The organism is Neptuniibacter sp. (genome assembly GCF_024231755.1).
Lineage (GTDB): Bacteria > Pseudomonadota > Gammaproteobacteria > Pseudomonadales > Balneatricaceae > Neptuniibacter.
Window position 1 is genome coordinate 24081 of sequence record NZ_JAAEQH010000279.1, and the last position, 26865, is coordinate 50945.

At 42.9% G+C, this 26865-nt stretch carries 25 protein-coding genes; 7 read left to right on the forward strand and 18 right to left on the reverse strand.

All coding sequences use genetic code 11. The annotated features are described in order from the left end of the window. Positions 1-34: 34 nt before the first annotated feature. Genes GY843_RS15910 through GY843_RS15920 form a run of 3 tightly spaced genes read right to left on the reverse strand, consistent with a single transcriptional unit; the run spans position 35 to position 5233 of the window. Positions 35-865, reverse strand: coding sequence for a phosphoadenosine phosphosulfate reductase family protein (locus GY843_RS15910; RefSeq protein ID WP_297311016.1), 831 nt, complete (start codon positions 863-865; stop codon positions 35-37). Beyond that, on the reverse strand, positions 855-4325 hold the full coding sequence (locus GY843_RS15915; RefSeq protein WP_297311017.1) for a hypothetical protein: 3471 nt from the start codon (positions 4323-4325) through the stop codon (positions 855-857). Before GY843_RS15915 ends, GY843_RS15910 begins: the two co-directional genes overlap by 11 nt. After that, positions 4322-5233, reverse strand: a complete 912-nt coding sequence (locus GY843_RS15920; protein WP_297311018.1) for a DUF4007 family protein — start codon at positions 5231-5233, stop codon at positions 4322-4324. Before GY843_RS15920 ends, GY843_RS15915 begins: the two co-directional genes overlap by 4 nt. Positions 5234-5653: 420 nt before the next feature. Between GY843_RS15920 and GY843_RS15925 the strand changes: the two genes are divergently transcribed. The 5 genes from GY843_RS15925 to GY843_RS15945 all read left to right on the forward strand — a co-directional run bounded on the left by GY843_RS15925 (position 5654) and on the right by GY843_RS15945 (position 11656). Continuing rightward, positions 5654-6040, forward strand: a complete 387-nt coding sequence (locus GY843_RS15925) for a helix-turn-helix transcriptional regulator (RefSeq protein ID WP_297311019.1) — start codon at positions 5654-5656, stop codon at positions 6038-6040. A 281-nt stretch (positions 6041-6321) separates the two neighbouring features. Beyond that, positions 6322-6966, forward strand: a complete 645-nt coding sequence (locus tag GY843_RS15930) for a TnsA endonuclease N-terminal domain-containing protein (RefSeq protein ID WP_297311187.1) — start codon at positions 6322-6324, stop codon at positions 6964-6966. Next, complete coding sequence (locus GY843_RS15935; protein ID WP_297311020.1) at positions 6908-8830, forward strand: Mu transposase C-terminal domain-containing protein; 1923 nt, start codon at positions 6908-6910, stop codon at positions 8828-8830. The genes GY843_RS15930 and GY843_RS15935 overlap by 59 nt, the downstream gene beginning before the upstream one ends. 4 nt (positions 8831-8834) lie before the next feature. Continuing rightward, entirely contained in the window at positions 8835-9779 is a 945-nt protein-coding gene (locus GY843_RS15940) for a TniB family NTP-binding protein (RefSeq protein ID WP_297311022.1), read from the forward strand. After that, positions 9776-11656 carry a TniQ family protein gene (locus tag GY843_RS15945; protein ID WP_297311023.1) on the forward strand — a complete coding sequence of 627 codons (1881 nt, stop codon included), beginning with the start codon at positions 9776-9778 and terminating at the stop codon, positions 11654-11656. The genes GY843_RS15940 and GY843_RS15945 overlap by 4 nt, the downstream gene beginning before the upstream one ends. Before the next feature lie 30 nt (positions 11657-11686). Here GY843_RS15945 and GY843_RS15950 read toward each other — a convergent pair whose 3' ends face one another. The 3 genes from GY843_RS15950 to GY843_RS15960 all read right to left on the reverse strand — a co-directional run bounded on the left by GY843_RS15950 (position 11687) and on the right by GY843_RS15960 (position 12402). After that, on the reverse strand, positions 11687-11962 hold the full coding sequence (locus tag GY843_RS15950) for a hypothetical protein (RefSeq protein ID WP_297311025.1): 276 nt from the start codon (positions 11960-11962) through the stop codon (positions 11687-11689). A 141-nt stretch (positions 11963-12103) separates the two neighbouring features. After that, on the reverse strand, positions 12104-12265 hold the full coding sequence (locus GY843_RS15955) for an alpha-amylase (protein ID WP_297311028.1): 162 nt from the start codon (positions 12263-12265) through the stop codon (positions 12104-12106). Positions 12266-12267: 2 nt separating this feature from the next. Beyond that, positions 12268-12402, reverse strand: a complete 135-nt coding sequence (locus GY843_RS15960) for a hypothetical protein (protein WP_297311030.1) — start codon at positions 12400-12402, stop codon at positions 12268-12270. Between the two features lie 116 nt (positions 12403-12518). Here GY843_RS15960 and GY843_RS15965 point away from each other — a divergent pair, with 116 nt between their 5' ends. Next, entirely contained in the window at positions 12519-13019 is a 501-nt protein-coding gene (locus GY843_RS15965; protein WP_297311031.1) for a hypothetical protein, read from the forward strand. Positions 13020-13218: 199 nt separating this feature from the next. Here the strand turns inward: GY843_RS15965 and GY843_RS15970 are convergent, their stop codons facing one another. The 6 genes from GY843_RS15970 to GY843_RS15995 form a co-directional block, all read right to left on the reverse strand. Further along, a complete protein-coding gene (locus tag GY843_RS15970; protein ID WP_297311032.1) occupies positions 13219-13623 on the reverse strand; it encodes an SgcJ/EcaC family oxidoreductase in 405 nt (134 codons plus the stop codon). A 140-nt stretch (positions 13624-13763) separates the two neighbouring features. After that, a complete protein-coding gene (locus GY843_RS15975) occupies positions 13764-14423 on the reverse strand; it encodes a cytochrome b/b6 domain-containing protein (RefSeq protein ID WP_297311034.1) in 660 nt (219 codons plus the stop codon). A 70-nt stretch (positions 14424-14493) separates the two neighbouring features. Continuing rightward, positions 14494-14955 (reverse strand): cytochrome c, encoded by a 462-nt coding sequence (locus GY843_RS15980; protein ID WP_297311035.1) that lies wholly within the window; start codon positions 14953-14955, stop codon positions 14494-14496. A gap of 94 nt (positions 14956-15049) precedes the next feature. Beyond that, positions 15050-15988 carry a LysR family transcriptional regulator gene (locus GY843_RS15985; protein ID WP_297311037.1) on the reverse strand — a complete coding sequence of 313 codons (939 nt, stop codon included), beginning with the start codon at positions 15986-15988 and terminating at the stop codon, positions 15050-15052. 240 nt (positions 15989-16228) lie between these two features. Next, on the reverse strand, positions 16229-17743 hold the full coding sequence (locus tag GY843_RS15990) for a HAMP domain-containing sensor histidine kinase (RefSeq protein ID WP_297311038.1): 1515 nt from the start codon (positions 17741-17743) through the stop codon (positions 16229-16231). A 22-nt stretch (positions 17744-17765) separates the two neighbouring features. Further along, positions 17766-18479 carry a response regulator transcription factor gene (locus tag GY843_RS15995; protein ID WP_297311040.1) on the reverse strand — a complete coding sequence of 238 codons (714 nt, stop codon included), beginning with the start codon at positions 18477-18479 and terminating at the stop codon, positions 17766-17768. A gap of 290 nt (positions 18480-18769) precedes the next feature. On the opposite strand from GY843_RS15995, the gene GY843_RS16000 reads away from it, so the two are divergent. Further along, positions 18770-19432, forward strand: coding sequence for a porin family protein (locus GY843_RS16000; RefSeq protein WP_297311042.1), 663 nt, complete (start codon positions 18770-18772; stop codon positions 19430-19432). 116 nt (positions 19433-19548) lie between these two features. Here the strand turns inward: GY843_RS16000 and GY843_RS16005 are convergent, their stop codons facing one another. The 6 genes from GY843_RS16005 to GY843_RS16030 form a co-directional block, all read right to left on the reverse strand. Then, the gene (locus GY843_RS16005) at positions 19549-20904 is read right to left on the reverse strand and encodes a patatin-like phospholipase family protein (RefSeq protein WP_297311044.1); all 1356 of its coding nucleotides are present in this window, start codon (positions 20902-20904) and stop codon (positions 19549-19551) included. Between the two features lie 147 nt (positions 20905-21051). Further along, complete coding sequence (gmhB, locus tag GY843_RS16010; RefSeq protein ID WP_297311046.1) at positions 21052-21609, reverse strand: D-glycero-beta-D-manno-heptose 1,7-bisphosphate 7-phosphatase; 558 nt, start codon at positions 21607-21609, stop codon at positions 21052-21054. Positions 21610-21698: 89 nt separating this feature from the next. Beyond that, the gene (glyS, locus tag GY843_RS16015; RefSeq protein ID WP_297311048.1) at positions 21699-23747 is read right to left on the reverse strand and encodes a glycine--tRNA ligase subunit beta; all 2049 of its coding nucleotides are present in this window, start codon (positions 23745-23747) and stop codon (positions 21699-21701) included. After that, on the reverse strand, positions 23747-24715 hold the full coding sequence (gene glyQ, locus GY843_RS16020; RefSeq protein WP_297311050.1) for a glycine--tRNA ligase subunit alpha: 969 nt from the start codon (positions 24713-24715) through the stop codon (positions 23747-23749). The genes glyS and glyQ overlap by 1 nt, the downstream gene beginning before the upstream one ends. Before the next feature lie 204 nt (positions 24716-24919). Beyond that, the gene (locus GY843_RS16025; RefSeq protein ID WP_297311051.1) at positions 24920-25366 is read right to left on the reverse strand and encodes a YtoQ family protein; all 447 of its coding nucleotides are present in this window, start codon (positions 25364-25366) and stop codon (positions 24920-24922) included. A gap of 46 nt (positions 25367-25412) precedes the next feature. Then, on the reverse strand, positions 25413-26861 hold the full coding sequence (locus tag GY843_RS16030) for a TrkH family potassium uptake protein (protein WP_297311053.1): 1449 nt from the start codon (positions 26859-26861) through the stop codon (positions 25413-25415). Between the last annotated feature and the right edge of the window lie 4 nt (positions 26862-26865).

The window sequence follows — 26865 nt, forward strand, 5'->3', positions numbered from 1 at the left end:
TCTCCTCCTTGAATTAAGTTTAGGAACAACAGCACTACAACGAACAGATCAAGCATGCTTGATCTTCAGGATCATCATCGTCTTGTTGGTATCTAAGAACTTCTTGCCACTTTTGCTCGTTTATAGAAGACGATTTGCTGATGACACCCTCTTCTTTTTCTCTCTCTTCGGCTCGAGCCACGACTTCATCAAGTGTCTTACCTTGTACCCAGGTATATCCATTACCAGATGTCTTTTCAATTTCTTTAGCTTTTTCAAACAGCTCTGGATGGTATCTCTTCAAACCTAGCCATTCATCTTGCCGCTGAAAGAAGCAGAAGTAACAACCGGATCTAGATCTCCATTGATAGTATTCGGGAATTCCTACGCTATCTTCAAGAATCTGGAAAATATCATCTCTAACTAAGCCATCTTCGATAAATGGAAATATAGCGGTAATGTTTTCCTTCGAGCTTACATACCCTTCTCGAAATTCATCAGCTCTTATTCCTACATAGCTTATAACTGGATCTTCACCTACAAAGTCTTCAAATGGCTTTATTTTCATTGTACGAGTACACCACCTCTGTCTAGCTGATGGTAAGTAATCATTATGAAGCTTCAACCAATGCGAGAAATCCCGGCCACTTGAAAGGCGAATGATCTCCTTACCTAGATAGGCCTCCATTTTATCTAAGAATTCATACACTTCTTCAAGTTCAGCACCAGTATCTGTAAAGAAGTACTCAACACGAGAATGTATCTCTGGATATCGATCCTTCAGGTATATCGCTAATGCTGCACTATCTTTACCACCTGAAATGCCCAGTACATGCCTTCTATCATCGGCGACCATTGCGTCCTTCATGTTGCTTTTATTTGCCACTAGAGACCTCTTTTAGTGGGGCTGATGCTTCTTTCGAACCATTATCCTTTGATGGGCTTAGGAACTCATCTACAAGTTCAGCAAGTACGGCCAGTTGTATTTCTTGATTTGTATCTCCATCTTTCAGAAGACTGAGAACTTCTTGTTTAATATCCTGAATAGCTGAGTGCTGCTGCTTATCGATTGTAATAACCCGGTCTAAGGGTTCTGCGCCTTTTTTAACAGACTTTAGTAAGAAAACGTCAAAGTCACCTGAACACTTTTGTTGATATCTATCGCTGTGAACACGGAGGGTCTCAAGGTCTAGTAGCCTTTTTGAGAAATCACTTAGCCTGACCTCTGCTTCAGCACGATTTCCGTCAGTCCACTTCTTAGCAGGCTTATAACCAAGGAACATCAAAATGTTCTGCAGCCAGCTATCATCGTCTATGCTTGTTTTAGTGAGACGCATAAGAAATGCTTTTAATCCGTCTATATCAACAGTGTAAAGTTCTAGACCTGAATAACGTCCTACGATGATTCTTCTTAGCTCTTCGAGGCTAGAGTATTCGATATTGAAAGCTTGCCCTAAGAGAGTTTTTTGGTGCTCGATTAGCTGTGGGAAAGCGTGTTTTAATTCTCTAAGAGCATTCCTTAACTTATCAGCGAAACCTTCTAACTCGCCAGGCTCAGAAGATTCCAGGAGTTTGTATCCTAAAGCTTTAGGCAATTCAGAAAATAATAAAGCTTCTGGCGACTTTGCTAATTGATAGGCATCTCTAACAGCCTTTGCTTCCTTCGATAAAACTGATGACTTTGTCTTCAGCGTATATTCGGGTAGCTCAGACATAAACTTAGCCAGAGGAGATACCAGTTGTATGACAGTTCTTTGGTTCTTATTACTAAACAAAGCCTTAGAGTATTCTTCATAAATAGAAGCTTTCAGACCTTCGATTCTAAAACGTTGAACAGTGAAGGATTCTGGCTTTCTTGAAAAACGCTCTAGATGATCAGGTTGGATAGCAGGTATATATTTCCTATCTTCGTACAAGGCAAGCTCATGACGATCAACTAGATATGCTGCGAAGTATACGATGGGTAGTAAACCAAGCTTAATTCCGTAAGGTGGAGCTGATAATATCTTTGTTAACTCTGCAAATGAACGAGGGCTATCTTCTGTTGTAGCGAAGAAGTCTCTTACGGCATTCCAAGTATCATCAAATTCAGACCCTGTTTCTGGCTCGATGAATCTGTATTCACCCTCTACTTCCTTGTGAAGCCCTGTAGCCTTCAATACAGCTCTATATATAGCTTTTTCAGGTGGAAATTTATCTATGCCCAGATCAACATTAGATTCGCTTTCCAACATTGCAGTGAGAAGTTTGTTTCTCCCTGCTACAGCCTGGCTTGAAGGCTTGTCCCTGTTAATAAGCTCGTTATGTATAGATGGGGCTTTGGAATAAACCTCTTCAAAAATATTTGAGAGAAGCTCTTGAAATCTACGCTTACTCTCAATGGATACAGGCTCGCCCTTCCAAAACCACAAGTTATTCTCAGGATGCTGCAATAGCTGTTCTAGCATATTTTGCTGGGTAACTAATATTGCATTCTTACGCTCAACAAATTCTTTCTTTGCTATTGGATCAGAGTTTAGTTCTTGGTACTGATTTTCAATCTGGCTGAGAGCTTGTTCTTCAACTAACAGTTGCTTCAGTCTGGGTGTATTTGAACACAGAGCTATAACTACAAACTCAGAGTGAGATGCTAAATTGTTGGTAATTTCTACCTCGTTCTGGGAGGTATCTGATAACACATAGGCAAGGGTTGGCTCATCAAATGTAGCTTGAGTAAGCTCTTCTACCGAGTCGAAGAACCTCGGTAAAAAATAGCGTAGAGCTCCATTTTGTATTGTGTAGCGCCGAGCAACTATGGGATCAATATATGATCCGTTGTTAAGAGCTTGAGCTACGGAATAAGCTTTGATTTTGGATACTTCGTCATGGATGCAAGACTCAAGATCAAAGTCACTGCCTTGCCAAACTCTATATTCAGAATTGAACTTGCGGTAAGTAATTAACGAGGATGTCTCTAAGACTTGGATTCCTTCTTTAAATTCCTCATAGGATTTACAGCAAGTTTCTAGTATTGGTTCAGAGGCTTTGATACCCCTATTCGAACCAATAACATTTAGTAAACCAATAGTTTTAAGAAGTTCTAGTTCAATTTCAGATTGATGATCGAGCCTATCAATAGCAGTAGAGACTTCCACCCATCTCCTGTTGGTAATATGGTCACCCAGAATCCCAGACCGGCTTCTCATGAAGTAATCAAAGACATCACTTGGCATGATGAATTCTCCAATTCCCTTGAGCTGCTTTAAAATATGCTGAAAGGCGCTGTCTTCATGACTGGATAGATAACTAAATAGGGTTCTTTCATTCTGAGCCACTTTCTGACACAGCGTTGGTAAAATCAGAGCTGTTAGAGGGTGAAGTGGATAGCACGAAGAAAATAATTGATTTGCTTCATCAACGTTAAGGCCGTGTGGTAAGGCATGCTCTTCGTGCAGAGTTTTAATAATCGGATTAGTTATCGTGTGAACTCGATGGCTATCTTCTTCACTAAAGTCGGTTTGTATCGCGTTGCTGACTACTCGTAGTGTTTGTTCAGAAGATTCAAGGAATGGTATTTCTTCAAAGCGCCCCTGAACTTTTGACCATTCATGTTTGAGTGTATCCCCTAACCCTTTTGCGTAATGTTCGAGGGAATGGTGCAATGAAACGAATAAGCTAAGATTTACATCATGAGCGGCATAAGCATGTTCAGCTAGCTCTTGAAGTAGGTAGATATCATTCGCTTCTGACTGCAGCGCTTCAAATTCTAGGAACTTTCCAAGCTCGTCAACACATAGCAAAATCCCAGGGCATCTAATTGTCTTTGAAGACTTAAATGCATTCTGTGTTGCCTTGAAAGCGTCAATCACATCAGAAGTGGAAATTTTATTCTGTTCAATAATCGTACTTAATTGACTAGTCAGGCTTTTAGATGATGTGTGGTTTTCAATTAAATAGCTTGTTAATGACTTTAATAGCGAGCTTAAGATGCTACGAGCTAGACCTTGATGTGAGCCAGTTACGAGTACACTAAGATAGCCAGTCGAGGACGATAATTTAGTACATAGCTTTTTATTTATGTCTGGACTGTATGCTTCAAGCAGATTCAGACATTCATTTGTTTCTGTTGCTAGTGCGTTAGATAAATATAAAAGAAATGATGATTTACCAGACCCATAAGGGCCAACTAGCGACCAGGCTCGAGGTGTTTGTTCTGCATTTAGTGTATCTGCAAAGCGGCTAATTGTACTGATTGCTCTGGTTGTTGGTATGTAACCTTTAGCAAGTTCTATAGAGCTAGCATCGCGCTCAATATTTATTGATCTTGTATACCGAGAGTTAACTGAAACTTTATTTACTAAGCTCATGATGCAACTTCCTGAGTGCTACTCGTATAGTAGAGAGACAAATAATCAGTTGCTCTTTCTTCCCCTATTTTGAAAATTTGCAGTTGCCCTGCCACATCGCGCAGTTCATATGCATTTGGAATAAGAGAAATCATATCTTCCAGCTTGTTAACGACATCGCTCTCTATGAGGCGGAATACAGCACCGGGGGTTACTTGATTTGCCCTAGAGTACATAACTTGCTCCAAAGGCACTGAGTTCGTGGTAAGGTTTTCAAAGAACTGAGTAACAGCAAAGGCGAAGATTGCTGTCGGTAATTGACTACGATACTTAGGACTTGATTCGAATCCACTGTGGGTATTTGTAATTAAGCCTAAAACGGAAAAAGGAGAATCAAGCGATTCTTCAGCAGGTAGCTTTCCGTTAGTTTTACTTTTAGTGTACATCCTAGTTATTGCAGAGATGTCATTTTTCAATGTACTTGGCGACACCTTGGTTTTTACATTTTCAGAAACGTATTCCTTAAGGGTGTCTACTAGCTCAACGGTTTCAAAATTGGTCTTATGAAATTTATTAAAAAACCAAAACCATGTTGTTGCTTGTTTTGGGTTGGATGCAAGAAGCCAGTGTAACAACCATATAGTTGCTTCATCTTCCAAGTAAGGATCGAGACCTGAATCTGGGTCAAACAGTAGATTCCCCAAATCAGTTGGTTCTGTTGAGTTTGTTTCAAGCAGCTGGCAAGCCCGTAGCCAGTAACGAATTGATGTGACCATGTTCTTACCGACTCCCAGCTGAACAGTCGCATCATCAGATTCGAATATTTTTCTGTCACTCTTTAAAGCGAGAAACCCTTTAGTAAGCCAGCCGTAACGCAGTGCAAACGTTTCGTGTCTCCCAAAGGCTGTAGTTTCCGGAACTAGCTGCATTGATCTTGTCTACCTGTAGAAAAAGACGTCCATTTAGCCTATTTAGTTAGAGCTGAAATTGGCTTCGTCCATGAAAAATAAAACAACAGATGAGTATATCAGTTCCTGATAGAAATGATTGCGATTGCAGACTGCTTTACCAATCAATTTTTTTAGTTCGGTTATATCGGAACAGCTTACTTTTGGCGTATTGGTAATCTGAAAGAGTCGTATGGACAGTATGTTGCTCGTGAAAGCCCCTCTACCACAGGGCTATAGCGTTATTGGTGATTTTCCTAGTTGAGAGATTAGCTGATAAGTTACCTATTAAAAGATTAAGATATATCGGTAACTTTATGATTTTTATAGATATGTAGGTGTTTGCGTTGTCTTAAAAATAGCCATATCCTGACTATATCTAGTCAATTTCAGGTAGTCGATATGACCCCATTTGGCCGTTACCTGGCAACACTGCGATTGAACCGCCAAGTTAAGCAGAAGGAGCTAGCTGAAGCTTTGGGGGTTGATCCAAGCTATATCAGCGCTATTGAAAGCGGTAAAAAGCCTCCTCCTTCTAATAGAGTGATTCGTGAAATCGTTGGTGAGCTAGCTTTGCCTAAAGATGAAGAGGCATTGCTATGGAATTACGCGGATCAGTCAATTCGAGTAATGCACATTCCGGACGACCTACCGTTAGAAACGTATGCGCTGATCCAGGAATTTCGAAAATCTCTGAAGAGCCTCTCTGCAGGTCAGGTAAATGTTATTCGCTCGGTCATATCAATGGAACGGAATGACTGTAATGAACGGCTGAATACGAATATTTAGGAGAGTCTATATAAAGAAAAACGGGAAAAGCTAATGCTTGACCCGCTTCTGAACGGTAAAGATACCGCTGTGTGAGAACTACAGTATCTATTCCCTTCCTTAGCCCGTCAAGCTACCTAACCAAGACCAAAAATTTTCATTACCAAAAAAGGTAAGGATTTCGTATGTCAAAAATTAGGAATGTTGTACCTCTTGGTACGGGGCATGGGTCTACTATGGCTTTGAAAATGACCTCGGATTCAGATTACAAGCCATCCAGGGATCCCGTTACAAGATCTAGGATGACAGTTCGCGGGCGCTTTCGGTCATCAAAAAGAAGGCCTTCAATCGCTTGGGAGTCTCTCCTTGAGAGGAGTGCTTGCTATAGATTTGAGTTTTCTCCTGCTGTTATTGCTTTTTATGAGCAACCTGACCCCATTAAGTTTTACTTTCAAGGAAAGCTTTCTAGGTATACGCCAGATTTCAGGCTTCATCTAAATAACGGCGAAACCTGGTTTGTGGAAGTTAAACCTCTTAAGCATCTTCAGCGTCCAGATTTGTTTCAGAAATTTCTCACTATTTCGGATGAGTACAGAAATCAGGGGTACGGTTTTATTGTTATCACTGACGAAGAGCTTAACCACTTTGACTTGGAGTCGAACCTGACTCATATCCATTATTACCGACTTCGTGAGCTGTCTGATTTGACGATCAGGCAGGCTAGAAACTGGGTGCTACAAACCGATAGCCCAACTTTAGGGAAAATGCATGAATATTTTGGTGATATGACAACAGCGTTTGTCCTTATTTCCCAGCAATACATTTGTCTGGATCTAACTTCCCCTTTCAGTTCGGGATCTAACTTGTACCTACCAGAGGAGGACCATCATGCAACGCTTTTGTTTTCGTATCGGACAGCGCCTGCTTTTGAACTCTGTAACCTATAAGGTCTGGAGGATTCTTGAGAATGGTGACTGTGTACTAGAAAGGGAATCTGATTTAGCGCATGTAATGCGCTCAAAAACTGAACTACTGAATGCACTTTCTAGTAATTGTTTAAGCTTTGTTTTGGATGGGGCCCAATTACATCGTTCTGAAGTGCCCTCGATTAAGGGGCCTTTAGACTCTTGTGTTGAAGAAGATCAAGAAACAGCTTTGTACCGAATGTCATATATTAAATTGGCTATCCGAGAGTTTGGAGAACAACCCTCATGTTCTAAGTTAAAGCCCTATCTACAGCTATTCGCTCAGCATTTAGGTGATAGCAAGCCTCCCGGAGCATATACCGTTTATACATGGTGGCGAACGTGGAAAGATTCAGGCGAAGATATTACGGCTTTAGTACCTAAGCAAAACAGAGGGCGTGTATCTTCTCATTTACGAGAGCATCATGGGCTTTTGCTTGAGGTCATCAATGAGCTTCTTTATCAGCGAGTACCGGGTACTAAGCAGGATGCGTATGAGGCATTCCTGATAAAAGCTGAGCAAGCAAACTCGTTGAAACCCATTCCAGTTCCAATTCCCTCCAGGGCTACTGTATACCGTTTAATCGATAAAATTACCGATCCATATGATCTTGTATTACATCAACAAGGTCGAAGGGCTGCAGAGCAAGCTTTCCGAGCTACTGGCGAGGGCGTCAGAACTACTCGTATTCTTGAGCGAGTTGAGATAGATCACACACCTATGAATATCATGGTTGTTGATGAAGTTACCGGTGAAGTAAATGGACGCCCTTCTTTAACCGCTGTGATAGATCACTATTCAAAGATGCCGCTAGGTATCTATATAGGGTTTGAGCCCCCCTCATTTGTCTCTGTTATTAGGGCTATACGCAACGCAATTCTCCCCAAAAACGATATTGAAAAGCAGTTGCCTGATCCTTCGTTTACTTGGCCTGCATATGGAATCATGGCTCTCCTTGCTTGTGATAATGGAGCAGAGTTTCACGACAAGCAGCTTGAGCGGATTTGTGGGGAGTTAAATATTGAGCTTCTTTACTGCCCAAAACAGCACCCCTGGTTTAAGGGATCTGTTGAAAGATATGTAGGCCATTTAAACCAATCTCTTGGCAACAAGATGGAAGGAACCACGTTCTCTAACATAGGTGAGCGTGGTGACTATGAGTCGGTAAAAGAAGCAAAGTGTACCCTGCAGGAGCTGCAGTGCCTGATACTCAAGTGGATTATTACTATTTATAACCACCGTTTTCATGAAGGTATCGGTGAGACTCCATTCAATCTATGGACAGAGGGCTTAAAAAAATTTGAGCCGAGTTTGCCAGTGAGTAAGGAAAGTTTAGATCTCATTTTTACCAGGGAATTCACACGCAAGATTAATCATGAAGGGGTGAGTTTTAAAAGGCTTAAATATAACTCAGAAGCGTTAGGGATTTTGCGTAGGCAGTTACCGTCCTCAAAACCTGTCAGAGTTCGCGTTGATCCGGAAAACTTAGGCTCTGTGTGGGTGTTTGATGAATTTAGAGGTGAATTCATTTCAGTGCCTTGCCGCTCGAAGGTTGTTGCTGAAGGGTTGTCTCTGCGCCAACTAGAGTATCTTTTGGAGAAACGGACAAACCGAAGGAAAGCTGCGGACACCAAGGAGCTTCTGCAGCGAAAAGTTGATTTTGTTAAGGAAGTTCGTGCAGCAGGTACCGATAAAAGCCTACGACAAAGAACTAAAGCTGCCAGGAATTCCCAGAATCCTCTTGTTGAGCCAGCTATCGAACTTCATGAGGAGAAAGAAGTACGTGGCCAGGTTCCTCTTTCGCTACCTGATGATTTAGATGATTTTGATATTCAGTGGGGTTAGCAGGATGCAGAGAGATCATCTGGAAACAATAGCTAGATTTAAGAAGACGGTTATTCCTCATCCTCAATATGTCTCTGCATTTGAGCAAATTGTTCAAGCATATGAGTTGAATGAGCAGGTTGGTTTTCAACAAAACCTGATTTGCATTGGTGTTTCAGGAACCGGTAAGTCGACGTTAAAACGGAAATTCTATGATCAATATCCTGTAATTCAAACGGAACTTGGGAAGAGAATTCCTGTGCTTGTAATCGATACGCCTTCCATTCCCACTGTAAAGAATATGGCTGAAGCTGTTTTGCTTCAATTGGGAGATCCCAACTTCAATAAAGGATCTGCAATTGAGAAGACAGGTAGAATTTTAAACTACATGAAAGCCTGTGAGGTTAAGTTAGTCATTATTGACGAGCTTCAACATTTCATTGATCAAGGCAACAAGGCTGCTCCTAGGCAGGTATCTGATTGGCTTAAATCACTGATTGATAATTCAGGTGCATCAACAGTTCTCATGGGTCTCAAGCGAAGTGAGCACATACTTGAAATCAATGAACAGTTGCGTAGACGGTTTAGCCGAAGAGTTGATCTCAAGCCTTTTTCTATTGCAAATCAGGAGAGCTTTTGGGACTTCTTTAGAGTTATTAAAGCACTAGACAGCGTTTTAATGTTGCCTCAGCCTTTGGAGTTATCAGAAGACCTGGTTCATCGTTTCCATTGTGCTACGAACGGTGTCATAGGATATGCGGTTAACCTGATTATCTCTGCCTATCAGGTTGCGGTTAGAAAAAAACAAGATGGATTGAATTTACAGTGTTTGGAGCAGGCTTTTACAGAGTCTATTTGGTTAGATGGAACCGGTTGTTCAAACCCTTTCAATCCAAGCTTCAAAGAAAAGTCATTAACTAAATTTTGGGAGCCATTTAACTCGCTGCCTATGACGGAGTGTGAGAAATGAGTTCCTTAATCATGCCCATTTGTTTTCCAGGGCCTTACAGCGACGAATCCCCCATAAGCTACTTAATAAGAACCGCAGAAGTAAATTCTTATAAGCACATCACCTGGTTGTATAACCAAGACGCCCCTCCCTTCGTTTTGTCTCCTGGTAAATTGTTCGATCAACTAACAGAGGCCAATTGGACAGGCTTTGATAAGGTTTCTGCAGATGTTGAGGCTATTTGTAAGCAAGGTGTGCGTAGCCTGAATATATCGGCAATGCGTTTCTGTCCTAAGTGTATTCAAGAAGAGCCATATCATCGTGCTAAATGGTATTTGGCTGGATCAGTTGTTTGTCTGGAGCACTCATGTTGGCTAGTTGATAGCTGTCCAGAATGTCATTCCCCGCTCAAATTTAGAGAACTAGATTCTATAGGCTACTGTTCTTGTGGCGCGAGTTTAGCTTCAGATGCAGTGAGTGCGGCTTCGGAGTCAGCTATTCGGTATGAAAGGTTCTTCAGTGGACTACCTCCAATAGATAAGGATCGTTTTTACTTTTCTAGCTGCTTCGATGGATCGGATTATTCTTTATCGGAGCGAGTTAATCTTGTAAATATGCTTGCTCGTTGGAGTCTAACGTCACATGAGTATTTCCATGTAACTGGTAACTTCGCAGGATTAAATTCCTTTCCATCGGCTAAAGCCTGCATTCAGTCATTTGCAGATAGTTGGCTGAAGTCAGAAGAGCAATTTCATAAGTATCTGGATACCTTGCAGCACAAGATATGCGGGGATCAGAAGGAAGGTGATGAGTTATTCAGGTTTTTCTATAAGAAGATATTTAGAAATCTAGTTCATCCTAATTTTCAACTTATTAAAGACTCTATACAGACTTATATGCATGATCATTGGGTGCACTCCATTGACCGGCGCAATAGCTTGTTCATTACAGAGACTATTGCGAAGCACAAATGGTTAGCGCTTCAGGCTGCATCTAGAGAGCTGTGTATCGGCAAGTCGGTTATCAAAAAAGGTATCGAGTCTGGGGCTGTCAGGCATCAAGTGAAAAATAGTGAGTCCCGAGAGTTAGTATTGGTTCATCGGGATGATGTGATCAAACTAAATCAAGATAGCACTTCCTACGTAAACACCGTAACAGCAGCTTCTCTCTTGGGAATAACGAAGAGCCAAATATATGACCTTACCAATGATGGCGTTTTAAGCAGGCATCCGCGACCAGGCTTCCCTCCCTCAGGTGCTTATTTTTTAGATGAGCTACAAGGGTTGATGGACAGTTTGAACTCTAGATTGAGTATTGTGGAGCATGATCTGATCTCCCTTCCTGATGCGATTCGCAAGATAGGAAATGGGATTAAGAGCCCTTTTGTTTCCCTGATCAAAGCGATTTTCTCTGGTGAGGTATCTGCGCAATTAGATCCTAATGAAATAGGTTTTCGGCGGCTAAAAATTGATTCGCAAGAACTTCGAGCTTGGTATCTAGAAAACACAAAAGAAGCTGCGGCTGAGTACTTCACTATGCAAACGTTGAGAAGCCATTTCCAGGTATCGTCTGACTTGATTCCTCAGTTAGTGCATAAGGGACTGATACATCGGGTAAAAAAACCATCAAGTGCTGCACATAAATTTATATCAATTCAGGCTGTTAATCAGTTTAAGGAACGCTATGTTCTTTTATCAAAGCTATCTCTCTGTACATCTGCATCTTCGGCTGCATTGATGAAAAAATTCGAGGCAAATCAGATCTTCCCGATAGATCATGATTGGGAGGCTGAGGATCAGTTTGTACAAAAGATTTACTACCGGCATGACCTGCTATCGATACCTGATGTACAAGTTTTCGTTTCTTCAATGGCGGATTGGGAGTATGAGTCGTTTTAGTTTAGGGTGGGATGCACAGTTGAAGTTTCTTTATTCGTCTTCAGATCGGCAATGGTGCTTTCTGCAGACGCTGAGCTTTAATTCCATATCTTTTAACATGTTGATTACAGCTTCTAGGCTATCCTCTTCCAAGGACCCCACAGAAGCCTCATTGTTATCTACGTGATGTTTCTTGACGACAAGTTTGAACGCAGCAGCTATATATTCTGGGTTTTCGGAATCTAATGCATCTTGAAGAAAACCAGCTATAGCCTCCCTAGACGTTAGAGAATTTGCTGGGTCATAGGGCGTAATAGAGTCTGTCATTGATGTATTTGCCTGTAAGAGTCCCTAAGTAATAGTAGATGATACTGGTGGTATTCTGAAGAAATAGGCTTGGGATGCTCAGTTGAAGTTTAATGAGTAAGAGGGGCCCGACACAGCCCGTCTTACTCTTTTATGGATCAATCAGGTTTCAGTCTGGTCTGGGTCTTGGGTGTTATCTGATTTCCCGCCATACTCTTCGTGATTTGGGTTCAACTGATTAGAGTGATTATCCAGACTAGCCCAATATGCATCATTGTTGGGGTTCATACTGTCACTACGATCATCGTTTGATGTTCTGCTCATTTTTATTTCCTATTTGGGTTTTTCGCTGCGCCGATCTGGCCATTTCGGTGAGCATTGGTTTGGTTATTGCCTGTTGTTCCTCTATTGGTGTTTCTTGCATCTGCACGTTGATTGTTTCGATTCGTTGGTTTCGTCATATGTCTGTCCTCACGGTTGAATGAGGTTGCAGAGTAAGTAACGAACCCCCATATTTCTAATTAACAATAGGAAACTACTAGTTAACTTTGATTAACTCTCATGGAATCAGAGGCTTATGAGCTTGCAAGGAAAGTTGGAAGTATTAACACGTGATCGATCTTTTGATGATCGTAAGGTGCTCAATGGTGCTGACTTGATTAAGACGGCTAATCAATTTGGCCTTACGTACGATCAGATTGCAGAATTATGCAGTGTATCAAAAACAACTGTATCTAATTGGGGAAAGCAAGATCACAAGCAATTACCGAAGAGAGCTCAGGTGGAAAAGTTACTGAATCGAATTGGTCATGGACGTTTCAAGTGTGAGCTTGAGCCGTTGAGTGATGCCGCTATCGAATACCGTAGAGGGTTATCGACAATAGTGGCCTGTACTTTTTTTCTAATGATTCTTGGTGTTGTTTGGTATGTTGTCTGGAAGCCCTGCTCGGATAATTGGGAAGAATGTAGTGCTTTGCCTTGGTACGAAAGACCACTATTTACATCTTATAAAGCCAAACAAAATATTGAAGATTTTCGGCAGTATATGAAGCAAAAAGAACAAGTTGGTGCCGAGTAGTATTAGATATGAGATTTCGTTCGAATCATCGTATCCGATGTGAGATATTGGATACCTAGTGAAATCTCATTACGGTTGATATCCCCTGCTCTTTCGTAACTCTTCGTATCGCACGAAATGAGATTCGACAAAGTATGTACTTACTAAAAAGCCCTGGTAGAGATACCGGGGCTTTTTATTGATTGAAGAAAGGTTTTAATCAATCATCCGAACAAACGGCGATATGGTTTTTCGGTAAGGCTGATGAATGGTGATGAGCAATCAACCAGCCTGTTGATTGCTTCTCAAGCACAAAGGTAAATCGGGAATCTAAATCTATCTGCTGACCACTACTGTCCCAGTGGAAGGTATAGAAACCGTCAAGGATTGCGCTATCACTGTACTCTTTTACATTGATCTCTGTGATTTCAACTGAGCGTTTCTTAAGCTCGAATAACCCATCAAAGTACTCTTTGATTAACTCGGGTGTATCGCGGTAGAAAGGTGAGAGTGTGCCGAGTAAAACTCCATCATTAGCATAAAGCTTACAGATATCCTGAGAGTGTGTTTCCTCAAATGCAGAAGCCCATCTGGCAATTACATCTTTGATTTCCTGAGCACTCAAATTTTCCACCTTCGGCTGTTAGTTAAAACGTAGCACTATTAATGAGATCAATACCTTGCAATATATCCTAGGAATTACACTTATTTCCAGAATATAAGTGCTGTAATAATAGTTTCGATAACAGCAATTCAGAATAATATTCAGATCGGTAAACTAAAGAGCCAATAGGTTAATCCGGCTGACGGTAAAGCGGCAATAAGTAGTTTAACCAGGCTCATATCTTCTCTGGCGGGTTCATCGCCCTGCTCTGTTTTTTTTCCATGAACCATTGCAGGTACCAGCGCTTCTTTAAATTTGACCTTGTAGAGAATAATGGCCAGCACATGTATTCCCACCAATATCTGTAAGATCAGCTGAATAACTTCATGAACCTGTCCAGATAGTTCTGACGTATCTCCACTGACATAGTTATAAAACGGCCCGTTCCAGATGATATCGTCTGTGGACATCATTCCAGTAAGAAGCTGAATAGTTAACAAAACGAGCACAAGCACAACCATCATGCTGCCTGGTGGTGTATGACCGTAAGATGGCGTGTGCTTCGATCTGAGCAGATCTTTACTATATGACATTAGCTCCATAGGGCTTAGTTTTAGTGCGCTGAAACGGGCATAGCGCGTACCTAAAAACCACCAAAGTACGCGGAACAGGATAAGGCCTGACATCAGGTACCCAGCATAGAAATGCCATTCCAATAGGTCATCACTTTCACCGCTGATAATCATAAAGATAAATAACAGTACCAAGCTCCAGTGAAATATGCGGGTTGGTAGATCCCAGATTTTGACCATTGTGCCCATGTTAAAGATCATCCTTTCTAAACGTAAAAGGCCTCATCAAGAGGCCTTTTCTTTTTTATAACTCGCCTTATTACTTAGCTCTGTACTCTTCATGGCATGCTTTACAGGCTTTACCTACAGGGCCAAAACTAGATTTAAGCGCGCCAAGGCCATTACCTGCTTCGCCAGCCAAAGTCTCAACAGCCGCTTTCCAGTTGCCGCTTTTCTCTTTTACATCTGGAAAGTTTTCCCAGATGCCTGGTTTCGCTTTGGTGTAATCAAGCTGCGAGTTGTCTGAACCTTTTGGCCAGAGCATTCCGTTGTTCAACTTGCTTAGGCTGTAGATATTATTGGCAGCTGTTGTTGCCTGTTCAGCGTTGTATTCTTTCTTACCCTTCACCATCGCTGCCAGTTGACCAAAGTTAAACTTCAACATCTGGTAGTAACCCTGGCGGGCTTTGATCTGGTCTTCAAATGGTTTTTCTGCGTAAACTGGAGTAGCGATTACTGCTGTTACTACTGTGCTCAGAACGATTTTTCTTAGGTGCTTCATGCTCAACAGTCCTTTAGTTTCTCACCGAGTTTGACAATCATATCTCAATATATTGGTAGCGGCTAATATAGCATTGTTAAGTTAAGTTAAGTTTTTATATAACTTTTGTGAGCTTCTTCTTGTCGAGGCTACAGCCTTTAGCGATCTCAATAAACGTGCTGATCTGTTCATTTGTTGTATCGCTGCTTCTTGTCCCTAAGTGAATAAATTTGTGTATCCCCTCTTCGCCCAAACGTGCCGTCTTGATCGGTAATGTTCCTGAGTACTCATCAGCTAACCATTTAGGCAGTGCGGTAACGCCCCTGTTTGCAGCTACCATCTGAATGATAATTTCCGTAGCTTCGATCGTTTTATGTTTTATAGGGCGGCAGTTATCAGGTAACAGAAACTTTTGAAACAGATCTAGCCGCTCAATAGACACGGGGTATGTGATTAAGGTCTCTTTATTTAGGTCCTGTGGTTTTAGTGATTCTCTTTGTGAGAGAGGGTTGTCATCACTAACTACAGCAACGAGTTCATATTCGAACACGGGTTCAAAGTTTATCGCACTCAGCTCTATTGGGTCAGGTGTTACTAGAATATCAATATCATGGTTGAGTAGTGCTGCTATGCCACCAAACTGGAACCGTTGTTTAACATCCAGGTCTATTCCTTGGAACCTATTCAGGTAAGCAGCCGAGACTGTTGTTAGCCACTGATAACAAGGGTGACATTCCATACCTATATGTAGGTTGCCGACTTCATTATTAGCAAACTCTTTTAGTTTGCTATCTACTCTTTCAAGTTGAGGCAGGATGCGTTCAGCTTCCTTCAAAAGGTAGTTACCAGATGGAGTAAGATGGATATTTCTCCCTCTTTTCTCCCAAAGCTCACAGCCTAGGACATCCTCTAATTTTCGGATGGTATGGCTTAGCGCTGATTGAGTGAGGCAGAGTTTGTCTGCAGCAGCGGTTAACGAGCCCTGACGATTTATCTCCCTGAGTATTTTTAAATGTGCTCTTTCTATCAATTTTGGTCCATCAACAAAGGCCATGAAAACAGGCTGTTATTCTTCATGATTGCTGTTCTCTATCCTAATGAAAAATATTGGGAGAAAGATGAATGGTATTACTACTAAGCCCTGTACTTAAATTCTGGTGCACTTTGAACGGGTTATAAAGGGAACTGAAACTAGCTTTTACTGTTAAGAGATATTTTATTCTGGACGATAAGAAGGTCTGTATGGCCTTATCTAATGCTCTATTCTCTAAGGCAGCTTCTGCCCAGGTTGGCTTTATGCTGCTGAAGGCAGTTCAAACTCAAACTTGGTCCCTTGATCTGGTTTACTCTCAACCCTTATAGGGCAGTTATGAAGATCCAAAATACGTTTAACAATTGCAAGCCCCAGACCGTTTGACTCGGTTCCTTTTCTGCTTTTATCAGCGTTGGCGTAAAAGCGATTGAAGATGTGAGGTAGATCCTCCTGTCCAATACCTACCCCGTTATCCATAATGCTCACCTTGATTGGTTTATATTGCTGCTCTGTATTTTGTTCTAGTACAAAAGTGATTTCACCACTCATAGGCGTATGTGCAATAGCATTGCGCACTAGGTTCTCAAAGACGCGTTGGATCAGACTTATATCTGCGATCACCGAGATGTTTTCTTGTGGGCTTTCTAGCCGCCAGGTAATTCCCTTCTTCTGCAATTCCAGCTCAAACTCTTGCATAGTGTCATACACCAACTCAGTTAGTGAGAAGCTTTCTACGTTGGGGGATGTGGTTGCCGCTTCTAGCTTTGAAAGCTCAAACAGCTCGCCAACAAGATTACTCAATCGTTTTGAGCTGCTCATCGCGGTGTTCAGATAATACTGTCGTTGCTCTTTAGTGAGGCTATTATCTTTGATAATTAAGGTTTCAAGATAACCTTGAATCGATGCTAAGGGGGTTCTTAGGTCATGGGAAACATTGGAGATCAGTTCTCTTCTCGTTTGATCAGACTCTTTGAGTAATTGAAATTGTCGGCTTATTTCATCCGACATCTCTTCAAAGGTTGAAGTCAGAAGAGTGATTTCATCTGTACTTTTCACATCACTTTCAGCCTTATCGCATGCGACTGTTTTAGTGTGCTGTTGGGTAAAGTTACAAATTTGATGTGTAAGGTTGTGAAGCCTGCTCAAAATCATTCTGAAGACAAGCAATCCACAAAGCACGGCTAATAGAGAGACCAATGCAATGTTTACTATCAACATGCTTGCACTGTAGCTCTTCGATGCCAAAGTGGTGATGTCTTCGTACAGGCTGCTACCCAAAACTACATACAAATAGCCATGCAGTTCACCTTCTATTCTTAGCTCTGTTGCTGAGAAAACTTTATGTTGGTTATTTGCTTTAGGGTCCTGGGCATAGATTGGTAGTTCGTTGCTAGTTGCTAATATGAATTGTCGAATAGGCGCCAAGTCGATATGAGTTTGTTTTATCTTTCCTTGTTCTTGCCCATGAGCAATGACATTACCATCCCTATCAAGAAGGTAAGCTTCAACCATTGGGTTGATAATCATGGCTTGCTGGGAAAGCTGTTTAATTGCGTCTAAGTTAACGCTGTTTTCCCGGCCAGAAAGAAGTTGGTATTCGTCGTTAATGTACATAGCAATGCTGGCATTAAGCTTTTGAATGGATTCTTCATGGAATCGATTCATCCAATATTGGGTGCTTAATAACATAAAGACCCCTGACGCAAAAACTATCCCGATGAGAGCAATCGCCAGTTTTGTATTGAGTGGGCTTTTAATCCAGTAGGGTAATGCCATTGCTTTTACCTATTCTGTACTGCTATGCAGACAACGTTTTCTCTTCTAGTTTGTACCCTACGCCCCAGACGGTAACGATGATTTCTGGATTGTTAGGATCCCTTTCAATTTTTGATCTAAGCCTGTTTATATGAGAGTTGACGGTATGTTCATAACCTTCGTGTCCATAACCCCAAACGTTGTCTAGAAGCTCAGAACGCTTAAACACGCGGCCTGGGTGTTTTGCAAAGTACTTAAGAAGATCAAATTCACGTGATGTCAGTTCTATGCCTCGACCATGCAGTTCAATTTGGTGGTGAGCATCATCAACCACTAAAGAGCCTACAGTGACTTGAGTTTCTGGAATTGAACTTTTTTCTTTCAGTGCTGCCTCTCTACGGAACACTGCCTTAATACGTGCAATTAGCTCCATAATGCTAAAGGGCTTTGTGATGTAATCGTCTGCCCCCAGGTCTAATCCCAGAACCCTATCTAGCTCAGTTGCTCGGGAGGTCAGTAACAAGATAGGGACATAGCTGTGCTCTTTTCTGAGTTTCCTGCATATCTCTAGCCCAGAAGGACCTGGCAGCTGTATATCTAAAATGATCATGTCCCAGTTTTCGTTCAGGCTTTTATACAATCCTTCATGACCATCTTTTGCATGGTCAACCTTTGCGCCTAAATCACTTAAATGCAGTAATAGAATCTGTGCAATCTCTTCCTGGTCTTCAATTACCAGAATCCTTTTGTTTTCCATATGGCCCTTCTCAATTCTTTAGTGCTTCTTTTTTTCTACGAAGCAGTCTTGTTGAAGTGTGACAACCCGGAAGCTAATAAATTCTATATGACAATTATCACGTGAATATCACAGCGTATTTATATTCATCACAAACCGTGAGATCTGTTTCTTCTCCGTGAATGTTGCGGATATTTTCTTAAGAATTTCCTTACTTCTGCTGGATAATCGTGTCGTCTACTTTCCTTAAACTACGACAGTCCCCTCGATTACTTAGGGCAGTTAGCCCAACAGAAACAAAGGAAACAGAGATGATAAAAGTTAAAGATCTAGGCTTTACTGCGTTGATGCTTGGTTCACTAGGTATAAGCGCAAGTGCATTAGCTGCGGATGGGTTTTATGCAGGCGCTAAACTCCAGAGCTCTACATTTGGGCATGAGCTTCAGCGAAATACGGGAGCTGCTGATAATCCTAGTATTACTACTTTTGCAGAGGAAACAGATGTTGCTGGTGGCGTTTTTCTTGGTTACAAAATGCATGTAACTGATGATACCTTTGTCGCTGCTGAGCTGTTTTATAACTCTGAAAGTGCTTCTACGACAAACATCAATAATATGCTCCAGACACAACTTGAACTGGAATCAACATACGGTGTCAATTTCAAGGCAGGTGTAGACGTTACAGAAAAGTTCTCTGTTTATGGTATCGCCGGAGCAACTTGGCTGGACTTCGATATTCACAATAGCTACCCATTCGCGCCACCCATGCGTAGCGGTAGCACAGATGAGGTCGGTTTAAGTCTTGGTGCTGGTTTTGAATATCAGGTCGACAGTGCTTGGTCTGTCAAAGGTGAATATGTACAGGTTAAAGATGTGAATTTTGATCCTCTGCCTGAAGTCGCGATCCCTGGGAAGATTAACCCTAACGAGGTCGACTACGATAGCCTTTCTATTGCTGTCAGCTATTCCTTCTAAAAGTCTCTACCCCCCCCCTTCGTTAGAGATGTTGTTTCACGTGAAACTTTTAGTTTTATATAAAACATTGTTTCACGTGGAACAAATTAAATACCAAATTATAAATACAAAGATATTTAGTAGGTTGAACTGGTTTTTGCTGACCCCCAGGTTTTATCAATAAATCTGATGAAATCATGATTGTCAGTTAGTAGCTGGCTTCCCTTATTAATCAACTTATCTACCTGATCCTGCTGTAGGGTGAAGCTTGTTGGTATACTGTTGAAGTATGCTCTTTCCTCTGGATCAGTTAGATCCTGCAGTCGCAATTTTACAAAGTAAGGCGTAACTTTGTTTTGTGTGGTGCTAATGCTTGCTGCCCATTCTTCAAGTTTGGACTCAAATAACTTTAATGTGGCGGCATTGTATCTATGAATTTGAATGTCTGTGACTGCATTAATCGACTCACTTAAGCTTGGCTCTTCAAGGCTAGTGTCCATTTTGTGTTGCGGTTCAGTGGAGGCGTCAACAACAATGACTATTGCTGCCTCGGGGTAGTCCTTATTTCTGTTACTGCTGAGCGCTTCAGCACCACCTGCTAATTCGACAGTTTCGTAGATAGCTCTCAGACCAAGGTTGTCTGTTATACCCCCGTCGACAAGGTGGATATATTGTCTGTTGTTCTTATCGGTCAGAGTTTCAAGTTTTTTGATTACCAGTGACATCTCTTCATCATTGGCAAGTCTTGCTTTCGCTCTCTTAAGCCATCCAGGCACGCCCTGACCGCAGCCTTGGTAGTTTCTAACGACAATAGGATTGAACAGTAATGGTACTGCTGCTGATGCGACAACGGCTCTTGATACGGGAAACACACTCACATCAGAGCACAACAAATCAAAGTATTCGGGGGTGAATGACAGGCGTACGCCCCTCCCTAAATCTGAGCTGTTGAGAATGATATTGGGGCCAGCTCCTTGTGTAAGTTGTGATATCTGGGCACCAGAAAATAGCTGTTGGTCAAAGTATTCTATTGCTGCCTCACTTCTCCCTTTGTTGCTTGATAGATGTGAGAGTGAAGAGGCTCTCCTTACTATCTGGCTTTCATTGTCTTGGTAAAGAAAGTTCTCTCTGTATTCTGTGAATATTCGTTTACCGTTTAGCCCGTAGTAAGCTGCTGTAATGGATCCGCCGGATACGGCGCTAATGCTGTCTACTTCATCTAGCAGTGTCTTTTTATCACTTAACTTTATGCTTTCCAGAGCTTGTAGTACGCCGAATGATAGGGCTGCTGCTCTGCTGCCCCCTCCTGAGAAAGCAAGGATAATGGTTGCATCGTTCTCGTTTATCCGTGCTCTTTCTCTCTGTGTGTTAAGTGAGAGCTCATTTACTGAGAGTTTCTCTGTATTCTCTATTACACCGTATGATGTGCAGGCTGATAGAAAGCAGCTAAAGAATGTGACAATTAATAATTTAGCTGTTGTTGAAAGTTCCATCTCTTGTCCCATCTTTAGGTTTTGTGCATGATTTGCTTAAGTTAGGGCTATGCCGAATGCTAATAAGTATTTCGGCTATCTGCTGATCTTTTGGTTGCCTATGTTTCACGTGAAACATAGGCGAAAATAAATAGACTCATTGAATTTTTAGTTCAGTATTGAGTCCGCAAATGCTCTCAGGTTGTCAAAAACTATAGTACCGTTTGGTAGTTCCTTGCCAGCACTGAGTGTTCTTTCTCCTTTACCTGTTCTAACAAGTATCGTAGTGCAATTGAGCTTAGAACCAGCCTCTAGATCTCTAAGGCTATCCCCTACTGTTGTGCAGCCTGTTAGGTCATCGAGTTTAAATTTGTCAGCAATGGTGCGGAACATTCCGGGCAGTGGTTTCCTGCAGTCGCAGTTGTCGTCCGGCCCGTGTGGGCAAAATTCTATAGAGTGAATTTTGCCACCGTTTGACTCTACAAGAGATCTAAGCTTCTCATGCATCGCGTCTAGGGTCGCCAAAGTAAAATATTTCCTTGCTAAGCCAGATTGGTTTGTAGCGATGCAAATAGTGAATCCGGCTTTGTGTAGGTCTGCGATTGCTTCAATGCTCCCTTCAATAGGTATCCACTCATCAACAGACTTTACGTATTCATCAGAGTCTTGGTTTATTACACCGTCCCTATCTAGGATTATTAATTTTTCTGGGGGTATCGTATTCACTTCAGGTACCAGTTCTGCTGTTATGTTTCACGTGGAACAAAAAAAGCCGGCTATGTAAGCCGGCTTTTATTTTATCTAAATGGCTGGGATTATCCGAGCACTGAGATATCAGCTACGCCAAGGAAGAGAGCTCGTAATTGGCTAAGAAGAGCCAGACGATTATTCTTAACGGCTTCGTCATCTGCCATAACCATTACGTCTTCGAAGAAGGCGTCAGTAGATCCGCGAAGGCCAGCTAGTGACTCAAGCGCTTCTTGGTATTTACCTTCTGCAAATAGTGGTGCAAGTGCGGCTTTCTGGGCTTCGATATCAGCCGCAAGTGCTTTCTCTGCAGCTTCAGCAAGTAGCTCGTTGTTAACGTCAGTAGTACCTGTTACACCCTGCTTACTAAGAATGTTAGATACACGCTTATTGGCAGCAGCAAGAGCTTCAGCTTCAGCAAGAGAGCGGAAGTGATTAACCGCTTTAACACGACGATCGAAGTCTAATGGACGGCTTGGTTTTAGCGCCAATACAGAAAGGAATACTTCAGCATTGATATCTGCGTCTTCGTACCATGCGCGGAAACGCTCAAGCATGAAGTCTAGAACTTTATCTTCTAGGCCTTCGCGTCCTGGTAGATCGTTGTGATTGTTAGCCGCAATAGTTAGTAGCTCTCGCAGGTCCAGGTCTAGTTCGCGCTCTACGATAATTCGCAGCACGCCTAGTGCTGCACGACGTAGTGCGAATGGATCTTTAGAGCCTGTAGGTGGCTGATTGATGCCGAATAGGCCTGTTAGGGTGTCTAGGCGGTCAGCAATTGCTACAGCGATGCCAGGAGCTGTCTGAGGCAGTTCGTCGCCAGCAAAACGAGGCATATACTGCTCATTTTGAGCTAGTGCTACATCCTGATCTTCGCCATCATTCAGAGCATAGTGGTAACCCATCAAACCTTGCAGGTCTGTGAATTCGTAAACCATGTCTGTAAGAAGATCGGTTTTACATAGTAAGCCAGCGCGTTCTGCCTTAGCTTGATCCTGATTTAGAGTCGCAGCGATCTTGCCAGACAGCGCGCTGATGCGTGCTGCTTTATCGTAAACAGTGCCAAGGTCTTTCTGGAATACGATGGTTTTTAGCTTCTCAATGCGAGATTCCAGCGTAGTCTTTTTGTCGGTTTCGAAGAAGAACGCAGCGTCAGATAGGCGTGGACGAATAACCTTCTCGTTACCTTCAATTACCTGCTGAGGATCTTTAGAAACGATGTTGCAGATCGTTGTAAAGTTAGGCAGAAGGTTGCCATCAGCATCCAGATGGTGGAAGTACTTCTGGTGCTCTTTCATTGAAGAGATTAGCGCTTGCGCTGGTACTTCAAGGAAACGCTCTTCGAAGCGGCCTGTTAGTGCTACTGGCCATTCGTTAAGTGCTGTAACTTCATCAAGAAGATCTTCGTCGATCTGAGCAGTCGCATTCAGCTTCTCGCCTTCTGCTTGAACTTGCTCGTTGATCATCGCCTTACGGATGTCGTAATCAGCGATTACCATACCCGGGTTTTCTAGACGATCAGCGTACTCAGATGGCGCGATCAACTCGATCTCTTGGTTGTAGTGGAAACGGTGACCGCGAGTCTTACGGCCCGATGTCAGACCAAGAATTTCACAATCTACAACTTCGTCGCCGAATAGCATTACTAACCAGTGAACTGGACGAACGAACTCAACACGAGATGCACCCCAGCGCATGCGCTTAGGGATCGGTAATTTGTTTAGAGATGTTTCTACAAGTTCAGGTAGCAGAGAAGATGTCGCTTTGCCCTCTTCCGTGTTCTTGAAGTTGTAGTACTCACCTTTGTTTGTATCGATCTTTTCAAGCTGATCGATAGTCACACCGCAAGAACGAGCAAAACCTTCGACCGCTTTTTCTGGAGCTTTTACAGAAGGGCCACGTTTTTCGATTTCGCGGTCAGCCTGTTTATCATCTAGCGCGTTGATCAAAACTGCTAGGCGGCGAGGAGATGCATAACTCTTTACATCACCAAAATTAACTCCCGCTTCTTTTAAGCCAGCAGTAATGCCAGAAGTGAAAGCGTCGGACAGAGTTTTGAGGGCTTTTGGTGGTAGCTCTTCGGTTCCCAACTCAACGAGAAAATCGTGTTGTGCCATTATTTGCTCTCCTCGCAGTTAGCCAGAACTTCTTGGCGAAGCGCTTCTGGTGCCAGTGGGAAGCCCAGTTCTTTACGGGCATTAAAGTATGCGTGTGCGACTTCACGGGCTAGTGTGCGGACACGCAGAATGAAACGCTGACGTTCAGTTACAGAGATAGCATGGCGCGCATCCAGTAGATTGAACGTGTGAGACGCTTTTAACACCTGCTCGTAAGCAGGAAGAGGAAGCGGTGTTTCCAGAGAAAGCAATTTGTTACATTCAGCTTCGCAGTTGTCGAAGGTTTTGAATAGCTCTTCAACGTTTGCATGCTCGAAGTTGAAAGTAGATTGCTCAACTTCGTTCTGGTGGAATACATCGCCGTAAGTAACTTTAGAACCATCTGGGTTTACTGCCCATGTTAGGTCGTAAACGCTGTCTACGCCCTGCAGGTACATTGCGATACGCTCAAGGCCGTAAGTGATTTCGCCGGTTACAGGGTAGCATTCAAGACCGCCTGCTTGCTGGAAGTAAGTAAACTGAGTTACTTCCATGCCGTTCAGCCAAACTTCCCAACCAAGACCCCAAGCGCCCAGTGTTGGAGACTCCCAGTTATCTTCTACGAAGCGAACGTCGTGAATACCAAGATCGATACCCATACGCTCTAGAGAGCCCAGGTAGAGCTCCTGAATGTTGTCAGGAGATGGCTTAAGAACAACCTGGAACTGATAGTAGTGCTGTAGACGGTTAGGGTTTTCACCGTAACGGCCATCAGTCGGACGACGGCTTGGCTGCACGTATGCAGAGCGCCAAGTCTCAGGTCCAATTGCACGAAGAAAAGTTGCAGGATGGAAGGTGCCGGCACCAACCTCCATGTCCAATGGTTGTACGATTACGCACCCATGCTCTGCCCAGTATTCCTGCAGAGCTAGGATCAGACCCTGAAATGTACTTACGTCTGGGGTCGCCTTGTCAGTCACAGCGTTCACCTTTTGCAAATATGCCGCATGTTAAATCGCTTAAGTTGCGATGCGGCACCTGTATTAGCCCGAAAAATAAGGCGGCAATTATACAACAAAAAATGAACAGCAGGTGTCAGGAAAAGCGCTGAAATAGCGATAAATTGGCAATTTTAACTAAAAGAATGGGCAGAAGGAGTTTCTGCCCATTGGAGATTAATAGAGAAGCTGGAATTAGTAATCCAGGCAAAGGTATTTCAGGGTCTCAATTACCTGTTCTGTATTCTCTGCAACAGCATGAGCGCAAGCATCAATCTCTTTTAGAGGATGAGTTAATTCTGGCGCATGTTCAACGATTAGAGACTTGCCATTCGCAATGGCAAAGCCAGCATCAAATGCTGCATTCCACTGGCGGTATTTATCACCAAAACGAACAATTACGATGTCAGCTCGTTTGATCGCTGTCATATGACGCATAGTGTTCATCTTGGCGGATTTGTGATCAGTCCAGAAATTTTTCTCTTCAGGGCCAAGGATCTCTGTTGCGCATCCGTCACTGGAATCATGGTCGGTATTCGGTGTAAGGATCTCAACAGGCAGGCCATTCTCATTAACAGCCTTTTTGATTTTGTCACGCCAATCGGTGTGAATCTCGCCAGATAAGTAAACTGTATAGCGCATGGTTAGACTCGTCTAAATTTAGTGTGTGGAGGCAGTCTGTGCTGCCCTATCGTTTCCAGAATGCTGGTGTGAATAGTACCAGCAATGTAAATACTTCAAGGCGGCCCAGCAGCATGGCAAAGCATAGAACCCACTTTGCCGGTTCATTCAGATCACCGTAATGGGCAGAAACATCTCCCAGCCCAGGACCAAGGTTATTCAGTGTCGCGCCAACTGCTGACCATGCTGTTACCTGATCTAGGCCAGTAGCCAGAAGAACAATCAGCATAATAACGAACACAATTAGGTACACGGAGAAGAAACCCCATACCGCTTCTAGAACCTTGTCTGAGATGGGCTTCTTACCGAGTTTTACTGGGATAATTGCGTTGGGGTGAACCAGGCGTTGGATCTCACGATAACCCTGTTTAAGAATTAATAGTACGCGGATAACCTTCATGCCACCCCCTGTGGAGCCTGCGCAGCCGCCGGCGAAGGCTGCTACAAATAGCAGGAATGGGAGCATTACAGGCCAGTGAGCGAAATCAGCGGTGGCAAAGCCTGTTGTTGTTGCGATGGATACCACCATGAAGGCAGCTTTTCGTATAGATTCGCCGGGTGCGTAGGTCTCGGTGCTTACCAGAGCAAATATTGCGATTACAGTGATGGCAGAAAGCGTCGCCAAGTAGAATTTAAACTCAGGGTCTTGTAGATAATGAGTTATTGAGTGTTGACGCCAAGCGAAGAAGTGCAGGCCGAAATTCACTGCAGAGATGGTCATGAAGAAGATGCAGATCATCTCAATGGCGACTGAATCAAAATAACCGATACTGGCGTCATGGGTGGAGAACCCCCCGATGGCGACCGTTGAGAAACTATGGCTGACGGCATCAAACAGATCCATACCTGCGATCCAGTAACCTAATGCACAGGTTACCGTCAGGGACAGATAGATATACCAGAGAGCCTTGGCTGTTTCGGTAATACGTGGTGTCAATTTGGAGTCTTTCACAGGACCAGGAGTTTCGGCGCGGTATAGCTGCATACCACCGATACCGAGCATTGGTAAAATAGCCACGGCCAATACGATGATACCCATCCCGCCAAGCCATTGAAGCTCCTGACGATAGAATAGAATGGATTTTGGCAGGTCATCGATCCCAGTAATTACGGTTGCCCCGGTTGTAGTCAATCCAGAAAGAGATTCGAATAACGCATCAATGAATGTCAGATGTGGATTGTCCGTCAGCATAAACGGGAAGGCACCGAACAGACCCAGTACCGACCAGAACAGAACTGTTACAAGGAATCCATCTCGGGTCCTTAAGTCCTGTCTTACTCTGTAAACCGGTATCCAGATAAAAAAACCGGTCATCAAAGTGATCAGGAATCCGGCGATAAAGGCCAGTTCGGCTCCGTCGTCGTAAAGATACGAGATCCCGAGAGGTGGCAGCATAGAGATGCTGAAGATCATCAGCAGGATGCCAAGAATTCGCAGGATGACTTTGTAATGCATCGGG